This is a genomic window from Pseudomonas alkylphenolica (assembly GCF_004025535.1).
Lineage (GTDB): Bacteria > Pseudomonadota > Gammaproteobacteria > Pseudomonadales > Pseudomonadaceae > Aquipseudomonas > Aquipseudomonas alkylphenolica_A.
Map to the genome: position 1 here is coordinate 388,474 of NZ_QJRG01000033.1, position 17,643 is coordinate 406,116.

General features: G+C 61.9%; 12 protein-coding genes. 1 reads left to right on the forward strand and 11 read right to left on the reverse strand.

Features of this window, described 5'->3' with window-relative positions; genetic code table 11:
* The 11 genes from DM813_RS01800 to pilM all read right to left on the reverse strand — a co-directional run bounded on the left by DM813_RS01800 (position 1) and on the right by pilM (position 14,942).
* Complete coding sequence (locus tag DM813_RS01800; protein ID WP_128321738.1) at positions 1–348, reverse strand: YgiW/YdeI family stress tolerance OB fold protein; 348 nt, start codon at positions 346–348, stop codon at positions 1–3.
* A 111-nt stretch (positions 349–459) separates the two neighbouring features.
* Positions 460–1,524 carry a uroporphyrinogen decarboxylase gene (gene hemE, locus DM813_RS01805; RefSeq protein ID WP_128321739.1) on the reverse strand — a complete coding sequence of 355 codons (1,065 nt, stop codon included), beginning with the start codon at positions 1,522–1,524 and terminating at the stop codon, positions 460–462.
* 148 nt (positions 1,525–1,672) lie between these two features.
* Entirely contained in the window at positions 1,673–3,091 is a 1,419-nt protein-coding gene (locus DM813_RS01810; protein WP_128321740.1) for an FAD-dependent oxidoreductase, read from the reverse strand.
* Positions 3,092–3,124: 33 nt separating this feature from the next.
* Positions 3,125–7,570, reverse strand: coding sequence for a glutamate synthase large subunit (gene gltB / locus DM813_RS01815; protein ID WP_128321741.1), 4,446 nt, complete (start codon positions 7,568–7,570; stop codon positions 3,125–3,127).
* A gap of 364 nt (positions 7,571–7,934) precedes the next feature.
* Positions 7,935–9,542 (reverse strand): AAA family ATPase, encoded by a 1,608-nt coding sequence (locus DM813_RS01820; RefSeq protein ID WP_128321742.1) that lies wholly within the window; start codon positions 9,540–9,542, stop codon positions 7,935–7,937.
* A gap of 16 nt (positions 9,543–9,558) precedes the next feature.
* Positions 9,559–10,656: a 3-dehydroquinate synthase gene (aroB, locus tag DM813_RS01825; RefSeq protein WP_128321743.1), complete on the reverse strand. Its 1,098-nt coding sequence runs from the start codon at positions 10,654–10,656 to the stop codon at positions 9,559–9,561.
* 99 nt (positions 10,657–10,755) lie between these two features.
* Entirely contained in the window at positions 10,756–11,274 is a 519-nt protein-coding gene (gene aroK / locus DM813_RS01830) for a shikimate kinase AroK (protein WP_128321744.1), read from the reverse strand.
* Positions 11,275–11,278: 4 nt separating this feature from the next.
* Positions 11,279–12,568, reverse strand: a complete 1,290-nt coding sequence (locus DM813_RS01835) for a type IV pilus secretin PilQ (protein ID WP_128321745.1) — start codon at positions 12,566–12,568, stop codon at positions 11,279–11,281.
* Positions 12,569–12,592: 24 nt separating this feature from the next.
* Complete coding sequence (locus DM813_RS01840; protein ID WP_241653125.1) at positions 12,593–13,522, reverse strand: pilus assembly protein PilP; 930 nt, start codon at positions 13,520–13,522, stop codon at positions 12,593–12,595.
* 5 nt (positions 13,523–13,527) lie between these two features.
* Positions 13,528–14,055, reverse strand: coding sequence for a PilN domain-containing protein (locus DM813_RS01845; protein ID WP_128321747.1), 528 nt, complete (start codon positions 14,053–14,055; stop codon positions 13,528–13,530).
* Positions 14,043–14,942: a type IV pilus biogenesis protein PilM gene (gene pilM, locus DM813_RS01850; RefSeq protein WP_128321748.1), complete on the reverse strand. Its 900-nt coding sequence runs from the start codon at positions 14,940–14,942 to the stop codon at positions 14,043–14,045. Before pilM ends, DM813_RS01845 begins: the two co-directional genes overlap by 13 nt.
* Positions 14,943–15,122: 180 nt before the next feature.
* On the opposite strand from pilM, the gene DM813_RS01855 reads away from it, so the two are divergent.
* A complete protein-coding gene (locus DM813_RS01855; RefSeq protein WP_164897203.1) occupies positions 15,123–17,567 on the forward strand; it encodes a penicillin-binding protein 1A in 2,445 nt (814 codons plus the stop codon).
* Positions 17,568–17,643 lie beyond the last annotated feature (76 nt).

Consider the following 17,643-nt stretch of genomic DNA (forward strand, 5'->3'; position numbering starts at 1 on the left):
TTAATTGATCACTTCAACCAGATCCACATCCACTTCACGGCTCATCAGGTGCTTCTCGACTTCACCGGTCAGCTTGACCTTGGTCTTGTCGTCGAAGGCCACCGGCGGCATGTCTTCCTTGTCGATCTCGACCGTGATGGTGCCGGTGGTGTCCTTGAATTCGAACTTGTCATCGTTGTTCAGCTTCTTCACCACAAAACCCTGCAACACCACCGGAGTGTCGTCAGCGGCGTCGTTGGCGGCGGCAACCGTGGTCACCGGTTGTGCACCCGGGCCGGTGTAACCGGCGGCCAGGGCAGCGGTACTGAACAACGGGGCGAGCAGCAAAGCGAGATAGCGGGTTTTCATGATGAAGGTCCTGTTCGGGTTTCGATGAAGACAGGTTATCCGGGCAGGCTGAACTGAAGCTTAAAAGCAAAACGCCCGGCATTGGCCGGGCGTTTCATACCGCTAAAAAGCTTACTGATGATACTGCGCGGACAGCTCATGCACGGCGTTGATGAACGCACCGGCATGCTCAGGATCGACTTCCGGGGTGATGCCATGGCCGAGGTTGAACACGTGGCCGCTGCCGTTGCCATAGCTGGCCAGGATGCGCCCGACTTCAGCACGGATGGCTTCCGGCTTGGCGTACAGCACAGTTGGGTCCATGTTGCCTTGCAGGGCAACCTTGTTGCCAACCCGCTGGCGGGCTTCACCGATATCGCAAGTCCAGTCCAGGCCCAGGGCATCGGCGCCGGCGTCAGCGATGCTTTCAAGCCACAGGCCGCCGTTCTTGGTGAAGAGGATCACTGGCACCTTGCGGCCTTCGTGTTCGCGGATCAGGCCGCTGACGATCTTGCGCATGTAGGCCAGGGAGAACTCCTGATATGCCGCCGCCGACAGGTTACCGCCCCAGGTATCAAAAATCTGCACAGCCTGCGCACCGGCCAGAATCTGGCCGTTGAGGTAGCTGGTGACCGACTGCGCGAGCTTGTCGAGCAGCAGGTGCATGGCTTGCGGGTTGTCGTAGAGCATGGCCTTGGTTTTGCGGAAGTCTTTCGACGAGCCGCCTTCGACCATGTAAGTGGCCAGCGTCCACGGGCTGCCGGAGAAGCCGATCAACGGCACACGGCCATTGAGCTCGCGGCGGATGGTGCTGACCGCGTCCATGACATAGCCGAGGTCTTTCTGCGGATCAGGGATCGGCAGCGCCTCGATATCGGCCAGGGTACTGACGACTTTCTTGAAACGCGGACCTTCGCCGGTCTCGAAATACAGGCCCTGGCCCATGGCGTCGGGAATGGTGAGGATGTCGGAGAACAGGATCGCGGCGTCCAGCGGGTAGCGGTCCAGCGGCTGCAGGGTCACTTCACAGGCGAACTGCGGGTTCATGCACAGGCTCATGAAATCACCAGCCTTGGCGCGGCTGGCGCGGTACTCCGGCAGGTAGCGGCCGGCTTGGCGCATCATCCAGACAGGCGTGACGTCTACGGGTTGCTTGAGCAGTGCACGCAGGAAACGATCGTTCTTCAGGGCAGTCATGTCGGCATCCGGAAAAAAAGTGCGGGCATTTTCTCAGACACCAACGGAAAAGGCACGGTAAGTACCGTGCCTTTTGTCTATCGACTTGTGACAGGTCAATAGATTTCTTGATTGCAGGAGCGGATTTATCCGCTCCTACAGGCCTCAATCAGACGCCGAGGTAGTCCAGAATCCCTTCGGCGGCGTTGCGCCCTTCGAAGATCGCCGTCACCACCAGGTCAGAACCGCGGACCATGTCGCCACCGGCGAAGATCTTCGGGTTGCTGGTCTGGTGCTTGTAGGTGTTCTTCTCCGGCGCCACAACGCGGCCCTGGCTGTCGGTCTGGATGCTGAACTGCTCGAACCATGGCGCCGGGCTCGGACGGAAACCGAAAGCAATGACCACGGCGTCGGCCGGGATGATCTCTTCGGAGCCCGGGATCGGCTCGGGGCTGCGACGGCCACGGGCGTCCGGCTCGCCGAGACGGGTCTCGACCACCTTCACACCTTCGACCTTGTCTTCACCAACAATGGCGATTGGCTGGCGGTTGTAGAGGAACTTCACGCCTTCTTCCTTGGCGTTCTTCACCTCTTTGCGCGAGCCCGGCATGTTCGCTTCGTCACGGCGGTAGGCACAGGTAACGGCCTTGGCGCCCTGGCGGATGGAGGTGCGGTTGCAGTCCATCGCCGTATCGCCGCCACCGAGCACTACGACCTTCTTGCCTTTCATGTCGACGAAATCTTCCGGCGACTTTTCAAAGCCCAGGTTGCGGTTGACGTTGGCCACCAGGAAGTCCAGGGCATCGTGCACGCCAGGCAGGTCTTCACCGGGGAAACCGCCCTTCATGTAGGTGTAGGTGCCCATGCCCATGAATACTGCATCGAACTCTTCGAGCAGTTGTTCCATGCTGATGTCCTTGCCCACCTCGGTATTGAGGCGGAACTCGATACCCATGCCGGTGAAGACTTCGCGACGATTGCTCAGCACGGTCTTTTCCAGCTTGAACTCGGGGATGCCGAAGGTCAGCAGGCCACCGATTTCCGGGTTGCGGTCGAACACCACCGGGGCCACGCCGCCGCGCACCAGTACGTCGGCACAACCCAGACCAGCCGGGCCGGCACCGATGATGGCGACACGCTTGCCGGTCGGCTTGACCTTGGACATGTCCGGACGCCAGCCCATGGCGAAGGCGGTATCGGTGATGTACTTCTCCACCGAACCGATGGTGACCGCGCCGAAGCCGTCGTTGAGGGTGCAGGCACCCTCGCACAGACGATCCTGCGGGCACACCCGGCCGCACACTTCCGGCAGGGTGTTGGTCTGGTGCGACAGCTCGGCGGCGGCGAGGATGTTGCCTTCGGATACCAGCTTCAACCAGTTGGGGATGAAGTTGTGTACCGGGCACTTCCACTCGCAGTACGGGTTGCCACAGCCCAGGCAGCGGTGGGCCTGTTCGGCCGACTGCTGGGGTTTGAAGGGCTCGTAGATTTCCACGAACTCTTTCTTGCGTTGACGCAACAGTTTCTTCTTCGGATCCTTGCGCCCGACCTCGATGAACTGGAAGTCATTACTCAGACGTTCAGCCATGTTCAAAACCTCATCAAACTCTTCAGGCGCATATCACTGCGGGTTGGCACGGGTGCTGGACAGCAGGTTCTTCAGGTTGGCCGCCTTTGGCTTGACCAGCCAGAAGCGACGCACGTAGTCGTCCAGGTTTTCCCAGAGCTCGCGTCCCCATTCGCTGCCGGTTTCTTCAACGTACTCAGTCAGCACGCGGTGCAGGTGGCTGCGATACGCCTCCATGGCCTCACCGGTGATGCGCTGGATTTCCACCAGCTCGTGGTTGAGCTTGTCGACGAAGCTGTTGTCCATGTCCAGCACGTAGGCGAAACCGCCAGTCATGCCAGAGCCGAAGTTGTAGCCCGTCTTGCCCAGTACGCAGACAAAACCACCGGTCATATATTCACAGCAGTGATCGCCTGTGCCTTCGACAATCGCGTGGGCACCGGAGTTACGCACCGCAAAGCGCTCGCCCGCGGTACCGGCGGCGAACAGCTTGCCGCCAGTGGCACCGTACAGGCAGGTGTTGCCGACAATGGCGCTGTGCTGGGTGGCGAACGGACTGCCCGCAGGCGGCACGATGACCAACTTGCCGCCAGTCATGCCTTTACCGACGTAGTCGTTGGCATCACCCTCGAGGTACATGTTCAGACCACCGGCGTTCCACACCCCGAAGCTCTGACCGGCAGTGCCCTTGAAGCGGAAGGTGATCGGCGCCTTGGCCATGCCCTGGTTGCCGTGCAGGCGGGCAACCTCACCGGAAATGCGCGCGCCGATGGAGCGATCGCAGTTGCAGATATCCAGTTCGAATTCGCCACCGGACAGGTCGCGGATCGCCGGCAAGGCCATCTGCACCATCTTCTCGGCCAGCACGCCCTTGTCGAACGGCGGGTTGCGGTCGACTTCACAAAACTGCGGTTTGTCGGCCGGCACGTGCGGGCTGCCCAGCAGCGGGCTGAGGTCCAGGTGCTTCTGCTTCTCGGTTTCACCCGGCAGCATTTCCAGCAGGTCGGTACGCCCGATCAGGTCGCCGAGGCTGCGAACGCCCAGCTTGGCCAGCCATTCGCGGGTTTCTTCGGCCACGTAGGTGAAGAAGTTCACCACCATGTCGACGGTACCGATGTAGTGGTCCTTGCGCAGCTTGTCGTTCTGGGTCGCAACGCCGGTGGCGCAGTTGTTCAGGTGGCAGATGCGCAGGTATTTGCAGCCCAGGGCGATCATCGGTGCAGTGCCGAAGCCGAAGCTTTCAGCGCCAAGGATGGCCGCCTTGATCACGTCGAGGCCGGTTTTCAGGCCACCGTCGGTCTGCACCCGGACCTTGCCACGCAGGTCGTTGCCGCGCAGGGTCTGGTGGGTTTCAGCCAGACCCAGCTCCCACGGCGCGCCAGCGTACTTGATCGAGGTCAGCGGCGAGGCGCCGGTGCCACCGTCGTAGCCGGAAATGGTGATCAGGTCGGCGTAGGCCTTGGCCACACCGGCGGCGATGGTGCCGACACCGGCTTCTGCCACCAGCTTGACCGAAACCAGCGCCTGCGGATTGACCTGCTTGAGGTCGAAAATCAGCTGCGACAAGTCTTCGATCGAGTAGATATCGTGGTGCGGCGGAGGCGAAATCAGGGTCACGCCAGGCACGGCGTAGCGCAGCTTGGCAATCAGGCCGTTGACCTTGCCGCCCGGCAGCTGGCCGCCTTCGCCCGGCTTGGCGCCTTGAGCGACCTTGATCTGCAGCACCTCGGCGTTCACCAGGTACTCCGGCGTGACACCGAAACGGCCGGTGGCCACTTGTTTGATCTTGGAGCTACGGATGGTGCCGTAGCGGGCCGGGTCTTCACCGCCCTCACCGGAGTTAGAGCGGGCACCGAGGCGGTTCATTGCTTCGGCCAGGGCTTCGTGTGCCTCCGGCGACAGTGCGCCGAGGGAAATACCGGCGGAGTCGAAACGCTTGAGGATGTCCTGCAACGGCTCGACTTCTTCCAGTGCCAGGGCCTGGTCGGCGACCTTGACCTTGAGCAGGTCGCGGATCATCGACACCGGGCGCGAATCGACCAGCGCCGTGTATTCCTTGAACTTGGCATAGTCGCCCTGCTGCACGGCAGCCTGCAGCGTGTTGACCACATCCGGGTTGTAGGCGTGGTACTCACCACCGTGGACGAACTTCAGCAGACCACCTTGCTGGATCGGCTTGCGCGGGCTCCAGGCTTCAGCAGCAAGCAGCTTCTGCTCATTCTCGATGTCGACAAAGCGCGCGCCTTTGAGGCGGCTGGCAACACCACGGAAGCTCAGCTCGACAACTTCCTCGGACAGGCCTACGGCCTCGAACAGCTGCGCACCACGGTAGGAACCGATGGTCGAGATGCCCATCTTCGACAGGATCTTCAGCAGGCCCTTGGAGATACCCTTGCGGTAGTACTTGAACACTTCGTCCAGGTCACCGAGCACTTCGCCAGTGCGGATCAGGTCGGCCAGCACTTCGTAGGCCAGGTACGGGTACACGGCCGAAGCACCGAAACCAATCAGTACGGCAAAGTGATGCGGGTCACGCGCGGTGGCGGTTTCAACCAGGATGTTGCTGTCGCAACGCAGGCCCAGTTCGGTCAGGCGGTGATGCACCGCGCCGACGGCCAGCGAGGCATGCACCGGCAGTTTGCCCGGGGCGATATGACGGTCGCTCAGTACCAGTTGGGTCTTGCCGCTGCGCACGGCTTCTTCGGCCTGGTCGGCGATGTTGCGTACCGCGGCTTCCAGACCCAGGCTTTCTTCGTAGTTGAGGTCGATCAGCTGACGCTCGAAGCCGGGGCGGTCGAGGTTCATCAGCGAACGCCACTTGGCTGGCGAAATCACCGGCGAGCTGAGAATGACCCGCGAAGCGTGCTCGGGAGACTCCTGGAAGATGTTGCGCTCGGCACCCAGGCAGATCTCCAGCGACATGACGATTGCTTCACGCAACGGGTCGATCGGCGGGTTGGTGACCTGGGCGAACTGCTGACGGAAGTAGTCGTAGGTCGAACGCACGCGCTGGGAGAGGATCGCCATCGGCGTATCGTCACCCATCGAGCCGACCGCTTCCTGGCCTTGTTCGCCGAGCGGGCGCAGCACCTGGTCACGCTCTTCGAAGGTGACCTGGAACATCTTCATGTATTGCTTGAGCTGGTCGGCGTCGTAGCTGGCCACGCCCTGGTCGTCGCTGAGGTCGGCCTGGATGCGCAGGGCATTCTGGCGCAACCAGCGCTTGTACGGGTGGCGCGACTTCAGGCGGTTGTCGATGGCGTCGGTGTCGAGGATCTGGCCGGTCTCGGTGTCCACGGCAAAGATCTGACCCGGGCCGACACGCCCCTTGGCGATAACGTCTTCAGGCTTGTAGTCCCACACGCCGATTTCCGACGCCAGGGTGATGTAGCCGTTCTTGGTGGTGACCCAGCGCGCCGGGCGCAAGCCGTTGCGGTCAAGCAGGCAGACCGCGTGGCGACCTTCGGTCAGTACCACGCCGGCCGGGCCGTCCCACGCCTCCATGTGCATGGAGTTGTATTCGTAGAAGGCGCGCAGGTCGGCGTCCATGGTCTCGACGTTCTGCCACGCCGGCGGAATGATCATCCGCACGCCACGGAACAGGTCGATGCCGCCGGTCACCATCAGCTCGAGCATGTTGTCCATGCTCGAAGAGTCGGAGCCGACACGGTTGACCAGCGGGCCGAGCTCTTCCAGGTCCGGGATCAGGTCGTTTTCGAACTTGGTCCGACGGGCCTGGGCCCAGTTGCGGTTACCGGTAATGGTGTTGATCTCGCCGTTATGGGCGAGGAAGCGGAACGGCTGCGCCAGCGGCCATTTCGGCAGGGTGTTGGTCGAGAAGCGCTGGTGGAACACGCAAATTGCGGTTTGCAGGCGCTCGTCATCCAGGTCCGGATAGAAGGCGGCGAGGTCCGCCGGCATCATCAGGCCTTTATAGATGATGGTCTTGTGCGAAAAGCTGCAGATGTAGTGGTCGGTGTCGGCAGCATTGGCTACGGACGAGCGACGACGGGCGCTGAACAGCTTGATGGCGAATTCCTGGTCGCTCAGGCCGTCACCGCCGACGAACACCTGTTCGATCTGCGGCAGGCGTTCCAGTGCCAGGCGGCCGAGCACGCTGGTGTCGATCGGCACTTTGCGCCAGCCCACCAGGGTCAAGCCCGCAGCGAGAATCTCGCGGTTCATGTTTTCGCGTGCCGCTTCTGCCTTGCCGGCGTCCTGGTTGAAGAACACCATGCCGACCGCGTACTGCTTGGGCAGCTCAACGCCAAACTGTTCCTGGGCGACCGCGCGCAGGAACTGATCAGGCTTTTGCATCAACAGGCCACAACCGTCACCGGTCTTGCCGTCGGCGTTGATACCACCGCGGTGGGTCATGCAGGTCAGTGCCTGCATAGCTGTTTGCAGAAGGTGGTGGCTGGGTTCGCCCGTCATATGGGCGATCAGGCCAAAACCACAGTTATCCTTGAATTCTTCGGGATGGTACAGACCTGTTTTCATAGACACTTTCTCACCAGGTTCGCCTCTCACCAAGGCAAATCTCTTTTTAGTACAACCACTTACCATCCACGCCGAACGAATGCCAGCTTTGCGGGGGCAATAGGGGAGCCATTGTTGCACAGCGACAGGGAAGCCCACAAATTTACGACGAAATGTCGCAAGTCCATGTCGCATTTTTGAATGTTTTTAAGCGCGCGCCGTGGTAACAGCATGGCTTGAGTCTGAAGCGTTTCAGCCTGGACTGCAAGATGGGCTTGTGGCCGGCAGTCTGGGACAGAAAAGCCTGCCGCGTATTCACGCAGCAGGCTTGACCGTAATTCAGGAGTCGCTCAGCAGGTGGCGGGGGTAGTGCCACCCAGCTTTATCAGCGGGTCGCAGCCAGTTCTTGTTGGACGCTGGCGACGGTACGTGGCCAAGGTTTACCAGCCTGGACCTTGGCTGGCAAGGCTTTGATTGCAGCCAGCGCTGCATCACGGCTGGCGAAGTTGCCATAAGTGATGACATACAGGGGTTTGCCCTGCAGGGTTTTCTTGAAGTAGCGATAGTCGCCACCCTGAGCATTCACGTAGGCCTGGGCCGTGGACTCGGAGCTGGTGCCGAGAATTTGCACGACGTAGTTGCCCGGCTTCTGTCCGGCATACCAGCTACCGCCGGCGGCCGGCTTGGCTGCAGCTTTCTCGGCAGGCTTCGGCGCAGGCTTGGCAGTCGCAACCTGGGTCGGGGCAGGTTTGGCAGCTGGCGCAACCGGTTTGCTGGCTGCCGGAGCAACCGGCTTCGCCGCTGGCGCCACTGGCTGAGCCTGGGCAACAACGGGCTGTGCCGGCGTAGGCGCAGGGCCTGGCTGCACGCCAGCAGGCGGGGCAATGGTAGTGACGGTAGGCGGCTGCAGCGCGGTATCGCCGGCCGGGCCACCCTCCTCACCCTCATTCATGCCAGCCGCTTCGGCCAATGGACCACGCATCACCGGTTGAGACTGGCCTACCAGCGGCAGCGGCATCGGTTGCGAGTTGCCGGCGAACTCGATGGCTGGGCCGCCATTGTTCGACTGCGCAGCACCCGGCTGACCTTCTCCCAGTGGCAGCTGAGCCTGCTCTGCCGGTGCGGTGGGCGCCTGGTCGCTTTTTTTCGGCATCAGCACGGCCGCCGCTACAGCAACGACAACCACAGCAGAGAGTGCCAGCACGTGTTTCTTAGGCATATTGAACCCCATTGATGGTCGCTTGGCCGTTGTCCGGCTGGCGATCATGGCTTCGATCAAGGTATCGCGAGCGACCTGGTTGATAGCTCCAGGCCAGCCGTCCGAATGTTGGTGAATATCGACAATCTGTTCACTGGTGAACACCTCGATGCCTCGCCCCGCACCCTCAAGGCGCTGCTCAAGGTATTCCCGCGTTTCTTCTTCGCTGTAGGGCGCCAGCTCAATGACATGGAAACGCTCCAGGTCTTCACTCAGCTCTTCCAGCCCGGCGATCAGTGACGGCTCACCGAACAGGAATACATGCGGACGCCCTTCGGGCGTACCCGCCGCCAGTTCCAGCAAGGCTTGGAGTGCCGACGCGTCGAGTTGTTCCGCATCGTCCACCAACAGATAGACTTCCTGGCCGGTCAGTGCCAGCTGCACCACCTGAGCCAGCAGCTCAGGGACCTCGGGCTGAGCAACGCCCAGGGCCTGGGCCACCTGACCGAGCACGCTGGCAGCATCGCTGGCGCCCCGCGCGGACACCACTACGCTCTGCACCGACTGCTTGTTGGTGCTGGCCACCAGTGCCTGGCGCAGCAAGGTCTTGCCACTGCCCTGCGGGCCGGTGACCACCAGCAACAGCTGGCTGTAGCGCGCCAGGTGATGCAGTTGCCCCAGCACAGGCTTACGTTGCGCCGGGAAAAACTTGAAGCCGGGCACCCGTGCAGCAAAGGGGTCGTGGTTCAACTGGTAATGGCCGAGAAAGGCCTCGTCAGCATGCAAACTAGTCATCGGACGCTCATCAACCTCAAAGCTGGGCCACGATCGCGCGGTAATCCGCGGCTAACGTGGCCTGAAGAATCTCTTTCGGATAGTCGTCGGTGACCACCGCTTCGCCCATTTGGCGCAGCAGAACCAGACGCAGACGACCGTCGAGTACTTTTTTATCGACCGCCATGTGTTCCATGAACTGGGCGGGCGTCATCGCTTCGGGCGGTACTACCGGCAAACCGGCACGCTGGAATAGGCGAATGCCACGGTCACGCGCTTGCTGACTGATCCAGCCCAGACGCATGGACATCTCCAGTGCCATGACCGTACCCGCCGCCACGGCTTCGCCATGTAGCCAGACACCATACCCCATGTGGGTCTCGATCGCGTGACCGAAGGTGTGCCCAAGGTTGAGTGTGGCGCGCACGCCCGACTCTCGCTCATCCGCACCGACCACTGCCGCCTTGGCTGCACAGGAGCGACGAATCGCCTCGGTCAGGGCCGTTTGCTCCAGGCCGCGCAGCGCATCCATGTTGGCTTCGAGCCAGCCCAGGAACGGTTCGTCACAAATCAGGCCGTACTTGATCACTTCGGCAAGGCCGGCAGACAGCTCACGCGGTGGCAGGGAGTTGAGGCTGGCGGTGTCGATCAGCACGGCATTGGGCTGATAGAAGGCGCCAACCATGTTCTTGCCCAGCGGGTGGTTGATGCCGGTCTTGCCACCCACGGAGGAGTCGACCTGGGACAGCAGAGTGGTCGGCACCTGGATGAAATCCACACCGCGCTGGTAACAGGCAGCGGCAAAACCGGCCATGTCGCCGATCACCCCGCCCCCCAGGGCGACCACGGTGGTACGGCGGTCGTGACGTGCGGTGAGCAGTGCATCGAAAATCAGCTGCAGGGTTTCCCAGTTCTTGAAGGCTTCGCCGTCAGGCAACACCACCGGCAGCACCGAGTAGGCACCCAGGGTCTTGCTCAGACGTTCGAGATAGAGGGGAGCTACCGTCTCATTGGAGACAATGGCGACCTGCCGACCGGCAATATGCGGTGCCAGCAACTCAGGCTGGTCCAGCAGGCCTTCGCCAATGTAGATCGGGTAGCTGCGCTCGCCCAATTCGACCTTTAGTGTCTGCATGTGTCCCCACAATGAACAAGGCGCGGTATCGATGCGTCGACCCGCGCGATAACGGTGTGCCCTGTCACGGCATGACTGGTCGCCGAGGATAGTCCTGGCTTAACGGGGCGGCAACTTCTGCAACCGCTCGAGAATGTCGAGCACGACCATTCGCGGTGGCCGTTCGTCGGTTTCCACCACCAGGTCGGCGATCTCGCGGTAGAGCGGATCACGGACTTCCAGCAGTGCCCGCAGCGTTGCTTCCGGGTTGGCCGTGCGCAGCAACGGTCGGTTGCGATCACGCGCCGTACGCCCGACCTGCTGCTCGACCGAGGCATGCAGATACACCACACGCCCCCCGGCGTGCAGGGCCTGACGGTTGGCATCGCGCATCACGGCGCCGCCACCGGTGGCCAGGACCACGCCGTCGAACGCGCACAGCTCGGCGATCATCGCCTGCTCACGATCACGAAAGCCCGGTTCGCCTTCCTTGTCGAAGATCCACGGGATATTGGCGCCCGTGCGCAATTCAATTTCCTTGTCGGAATCTTTGAACGGCAGGCGCAGCTCTTTAGCCAGCAGGCGGCCGATGGTGCTTTTACCAGCACCCATGGGCCCCACAAGTATCAAATTTCGCACAGAATCAACGACTCACAGCAATCGCCTGGTCACTCATGATACGCGGAGTCAGGAAGACCAGCAGCTCGGATTTTTTCTCTTGTAGAACATCGCGACGAAACAGCCGCCCAACATACGGCAGATCACCAAAAAATGGCACCTTGTCGACAACTTTACTTTGCATTGTCGAGTACACACCGCCGATCACGATGGTCTCGCCATCGCGGATGTGCACGTTGGCATTCACCTCGTTTTTGCGGATGGCAGGCACCTGGTCCAGGGCATTGAGGTAATCGGGCTCATCCTTGGTCACCTTCACCGCCATGATTACCCGGTTGTCAGGGGTGATCTGCGGCGTTACCTCCAAAGACAGCGAGGCCTCGCGGAAGGTCACAGACGTGGCACCGCTGCCGCTGGTTTCCTGATAGGGGACATCGGCGCCCTTGAGAATCCGTGCGGTTTGCTTGTCGGCGGTGACCACCTTGGGCTGCGAGATGATCTCGCCGTTGCCGGACTTTTCCATGGCGCTGAGTTCAAGATCGAGAAGCACATTATCCCGGACCAGCCCCAAACCGACGGCTGAGCCAGCCTGTTCCACCCCCAGATCGACAAAAGTACCCTCGCCACCCAGAACCAGACCGCTCCCCACGCTTGCCTGCGCCCCCCAGCGCACACCGAGGCTCCTTTCGTAACCGACATTGGCCTCGACGATCCGCGCCTCGATCATTACCTGGCGCACCGGAACATCCAGGCGCGCGACCAGCTGGCGTAATACGTCCAGCCGCGCCGGCGTCTGGCTGACCACCAGGGTATTGGTCCTGTCATCGACACTCAGAGTGCCCTGACCTGGCGTTGACGGGTCGTCTACCATCAGCGCCTGGAACACGGTGGCGATGTCCGCGGCCTTGGCATAGTGAATGGACAGCAGCTCGCGCTGTACTTGCGCCAGCCCGGCCACCTGCTGTCGCCCCTCCAGCAACTGCCGCTCATGCCCGCTCAATTCGCCAATGGGGGCCACCAGCAACACGTTGCCCTCGTCCCGTTTTTCCAGCCCCTTGCTGCGCAGCACCAGGTCCAGTGCCTGCTCCCAGGGCACCTCCTGCAATCGCAGGGTGATCTTGCCCTGTACCGAGTCACTGGCAACCAGGTTGACCCCGGAGAAGTCCGCCAGCACCTGCAACACTGCGCGCACCTCGACGTCCTGGAAGTTCAGCGACAACTCCTCGCCAGCCGGCTTGCCATTGGCCGACTGAGCGACGACAGCCTGAACCGCAAGCACACCTGCAATTATCCCCCTGCACCACCTTGCCCCCATCTGCGACCTCCCTGGTCCGTCCCGCTAGCCCGCCAGCGCGGACGATTTCAAACTCAACGTGCGCTGCCGCTCAACCCATCCCAGGTCCGGCACGAAGACCTTCTCGGCAATCTCCACCCTATGCTCATCAATACGTGTCACCCGGCCATTGTCCCGGCCCAGACGGTCACCCACCTGCAGACGATGCACCACCCCGCCGACGCGCAGCAACGCATGGCGGACCTGGCGCCGGGCAAGGCTGCCAATCAGTTCGAACTGGTCGAGCGGCAAGGTTTCCAGGTACTGGCGCTGCTGCGTCGCTGACGCCGGCTCGAACGGACTGCGTACGACACCTGGGACTGGGCGTGCCAGCGCCGGCTCAAACTCAGGCAAGGCTGTCGCTGTCCGCTGTTCGCGACTGCGGTAGGCACTGACGCGAACCTGTAGCTGCAGGCTTGCCGGCCCCTGTCCTTCAGTCGGTAGCAGGTCAAATTCCTGCGGGATAATGAGCCGTGGCAGTTGTGCCAGCCCCTGAGAAAACCCGGACAATGCGGCATAAGTGCCACGCACGCGAAGCTGTATTGGCATTTCTATATGGTGGTCGTGAAGCACCTCCTGTATCGGCTCCATCTGTTCGACAAACACACCATGGGACTGGCCCTGATAGGCAATGTCCTCAACCAGACCAGCCAATTCGCCTCCCGCTGCAAGCCGCCAGTGCGCCGCCTCGAGGCTTAGCTGTGCCGCCATCAAGCGGGCGTGACCGACTGCGAGCTGCTGGGCTTCAGGTGCCTTTTCTGCCAGTTCCAGACGCAGGCGCTGGGTCTGTTCGCCTTGTATCTCGATTGCCAGGAACAGCGCACGCAGATGGAAGACAAACGCCAGCGCCAGCATCAACACCAGGCAAACGCCCAGCAGCGCAGCTTTCCTGGGGCCGGAGACAACCGCCAAGCGTTGCCAGCTAAACCGTGGCACCCTGCTCAAGGCAATCCTCTCAACGCCACGTTCAGCTCAAACGCCTCGCCTTCGTCGACTGCCTTGAGCTGCTGCATATCAGCTACACCGACTTCATCGGCCAGTTTGCGCATCAGCTGTGCAACCAGAGCACCCGAGCGAGCCACCCCGTGAAGATTGAGGCGCTCGCCGTGTTGAGTGAGTGCCGTGAGGTACACGTCCTGCGGTACTGCACGCTGAACACGCTCAAACAGGTCAACCAGCGCCCAGCGCCTGCCCTGCAGGACGGTCAGCCCGCCAAGCTGCTGCTCTACCTGGCTGAGCTCGATCTGCTGCCGGGCCAGCCGCGCCAGCTGGCCGTCGAGCACATCAAGTGCCTGCTGAACCGAGGCCTTGTCGAGTCGCTGGCGATGTTCGGCCTGCCTCGCCTGGACATCGATGAGCCAGACCATCAGCACGGCTGCCAGACCTACCCCCAGCAACTGTGCCTGCAGACGACGGGTAGTAACTTGACGCTGGCGCTCACGCCAAGGCAGCAGATTCAGCCCCTGCATTGCGGCCCCTCACTCATGGCAACGCCACAGGCAACGGCCAGCAACGAGGCCTGCGCCAACTGCGTAAAGGGTTTGACCAGGCGTACATCGATACCCAGGCGACACTGCAACTGCTCGGACACGTGCCCGTCCGACAACCCTGCCCCGCAGAGCAGCACTTGAGCCGGCAACACGCGGCCTGGATAGGACAACACGTAGTCATCCACAGCCGCCACCAATGAGCGCACCATGTTTTCATGCCGCGGCAATTGGCATTCGTGGCGCTGCAGCGCCCCCTCTCCCGACTCATGAAAGACCAGAGCATCCCCTTCAATTTGCAGAATCAGGGCCTCAGGCTCGCCGGCGACCTGCGCAGCACGACGCAGCGCGTGTCCGTCCGGCTCGACGATGCAAACCTGCAACCCTGCACACTCGAGGCAAGCATCAAGCACTTCCAGCAACCCTTGATGGCAGGCTGCAACACTGATGCGCTGAAGCTGCGCATCGTCAGGGTCCGGGCCGACGACCTGAAAGTCCATTGCCACATCTTCGAGCGCGTAGGGAATGAACGGCCCGGCGTCTGCGGGCAAACGCCCGGCAATGGCGTGCTCGTCAATTCCGATCGGCACCGTCAGCACTTTCTCGATGACCAACCCACCGGGCAGCGCCACAGCCACCTGTCGCGTCGTGCAGGCGCTACGCCGAACTGCCTGCTGCAGCAGCGCACCGACCTGTTCGGGATCGCCAATCCAGCCGTTATGCATGAGCGCCTCAGGCAAGGGCTCAAGGGCCCATGTCACCAAGCTGCAACGGCCTCGCTGGCGTTGCAGCTGCACCAGCCTGATGAACGGAGGGGTGATTTCTACCCCGAGAAGTGAACCGGCATCCCTGCCAAAGCGTCCAAGCATCGGTTTTTCCCTGATCGCTGCAGGTGAACAGGGGGCATACCCCCGGCAAACCTGGCTGATTCCCTGACGGCGGCGCCGATAACGCGGCCGCGCGAAAAATGCTTATAATGCCCAGCGTTTTTCCTTGTCCGCTGGCCCTGCGCGCAACCCACTCTTTAATCTGGACGCCCAAAAGCCTTGATACGTCTGCTGAAGTTCTTCTGGTGGTCTTTCGTCGCAGTCATTTGCGCCATCGTGCTCGGTCTGAGCGGCGCGTTTCTGTATCTTAGCCCCAGCTTGCCCTCGGTAGAGGCACTCAGAAGCATCCAGTTGCAGATCCCTTTGCGGGTCTACAGCAGCGATGGAAAGCTGATCGCAGAGTTCGGCGAGATGCGCCGTTCTCCCATCCGTTTCGCCGACATTCCGCCTCATTTCATTCAGGCTTTGCTCTCGGCAGAAGACGACAATTTCGCCAATCACTATGGGGTCGACCCCAGCAGCTTGATGCGCGCTGCAACACAATTGCTAAAGTCCGGGCACATCCAAACCGGCGGCAGCACCATCACCATGCAGGTGGCGAAAAACTTCTTCCTCAGCAGTGAACGCAGCTTCTCGCGCAAAACCAACGAAATCTTGCTGGCGTTGCAGATCGAGCGCGAACTGACCAAAGACGAAATTCTCGAGCTGTACGTCAACAAGATCTACCTGGGCAACCGTGCCTACGGCATCGAAGCCGCTGCCCAGGTGTACTACGGCAAGTCCATCCGTGACATCAGCCTGGCCCAGATGGCAATGATTGCCGGCCTACCCAAGGCGCCGTCGCGCTTCAACCCGCTGGCCAACCCGGTGCGCGCCAAGGAGCGTCGTGACTGGATCCTGGGGCGCATGTACAAGCTCGGCAAAATTGACGAAGCCAGCTACCAGGCCGCACTGGCCGAGCCGATCAACGCCAGCTACCACGTACCCACGCCGGAAGTCAGCGCCCCGTACATTGCCGAAATGGCCCGCGCAGAAATGGTTGGCCGCTATGGCAGCGACGCCTACACCGAAGGTTTCCGCGTCACCACCACCGTGCCGAGCAACCTCCAGGAAATCGCCAACAAGGCCGTGCTCGACGGCTTGAGCGCTTACGATGAACGCCATGGCTATCGCGGCCCTGAAGCCCGCTTTCCGGGCAAGACCGAAGCGGCCTGGCTACAGGAACTGGGCAAGCAACGCCCACTTGGCGGCCTTGAGCCGGTAATTGTCACCCACGTCGACAAGACCGGGCTGCGCGTACTGACCCGCAGCGGCGAACAGGAAGCCGTGGCCTGGGAAACGATGAAGTGGGCCCGCCCGTTCCTCAATACCAACAGCCAGGGCCGCGCCCCGCAACAACCTGCCGATGTGGCCAAGGTCGGCGACCTGGTCCGTGTACAGCGCCTGGATGACGGCAGCCTGAAGTTCAGCCAGGTCCCCGGTGCGCAAAGCGCACTGGTTTCGCTGGACCCGAACACCGGCGCCATCCGCGCCCTGGTTGGCGGATTCTCCTTCGAGCAGAGCAACTACAACCGCGCCATGCAGGCCAAGCGCCAGCCTGGCTCCAGCTTCAAGCCATTCGTCTACAGCGCAGCACTGGACAGTGGCTACACCGCCGCCAGCCTGGTCAACGATGCGCCGATCGTGTTCGTCGACGAGTACCTGGACAAGGTCTGGCGCCCGAAGAACGACACCAATACCTTCCTCGGCCCGATCCGCATGCGTGAAGCGCTGTACAAGTCGCGCAACCTGGTGTCGATCCGCCTCTTGCAAGCCATGGGTGTCGGCCGGACCATCGACTACATCACCAAGTTCGGTTTCAACAAGCAGGACCTGCCGCCCAACCTGTCGCTGGCCCTGGGCACCGCGACCCTGACGCCGATGGAAATCGCCACAGGCTGGAGCACCTTTGCCAACGGTGGCTACAAGATCACCCCGTACCTGATCGAGCGCATCGAAAGCCGCAACGGCGAAACCCTGTTTACCGCCAACCCGCCCCGCGTACCGCAGACAGGCGAGCAGGTCGAGGCAGGCATTGCCGCGCCCGAGGCGCCGATCAGCGTGCAGTTCCCCGGTGAAGCCGCCGCAAACACAGGCAACGCTGCCGCCCAGCCTCCGGCAATTGCCGAGCGCATCATTGACGGGCGCACCACCTATATTCTCACCAGCATGCTGCAGGACGTGATCAAGCGCGGTACCGGGCGACGCGCCCTGGCACTGGGCCGTACGGACCTGGCAGGCAAGACCGGTACCACCAACGAGTCCAAAGATGCCTGGTTCTCCGGTTACAACGCCGACCTGGTGACCACCGTCTGGAGCGGCTTCGATCAGCCTGAAACCCTGGGGCGCCGCGAGTACGGCGGCACCGTGGCACTGCCAATCTGGATGAACTTCATGGGCCCGGCCCTCAAGGACAAGCCTAATCACACCCCGGCAGAGCCTGAGGGCATTCTGAGCCTGCGCATCGACCCGGTCAGCGGCCGGGCGGCAACGCCGGATACGCCTAATGCCTATTTCGAGCTGTTCAAGGCAGAAGACACGCCGCCGTCGGTGAACGAACTGGGTAACGGCACTGCTCCAGGCAGCCCGCTGCCAGCGGATGAGGCAGCACCGATCGACCTGTTCTGAACAGTCTTTGTAGGAGCGGATTTACCGGGACGCCGGACCGCCGCAATGGACTGCGCAGCAGGCCCATTTACGGGGC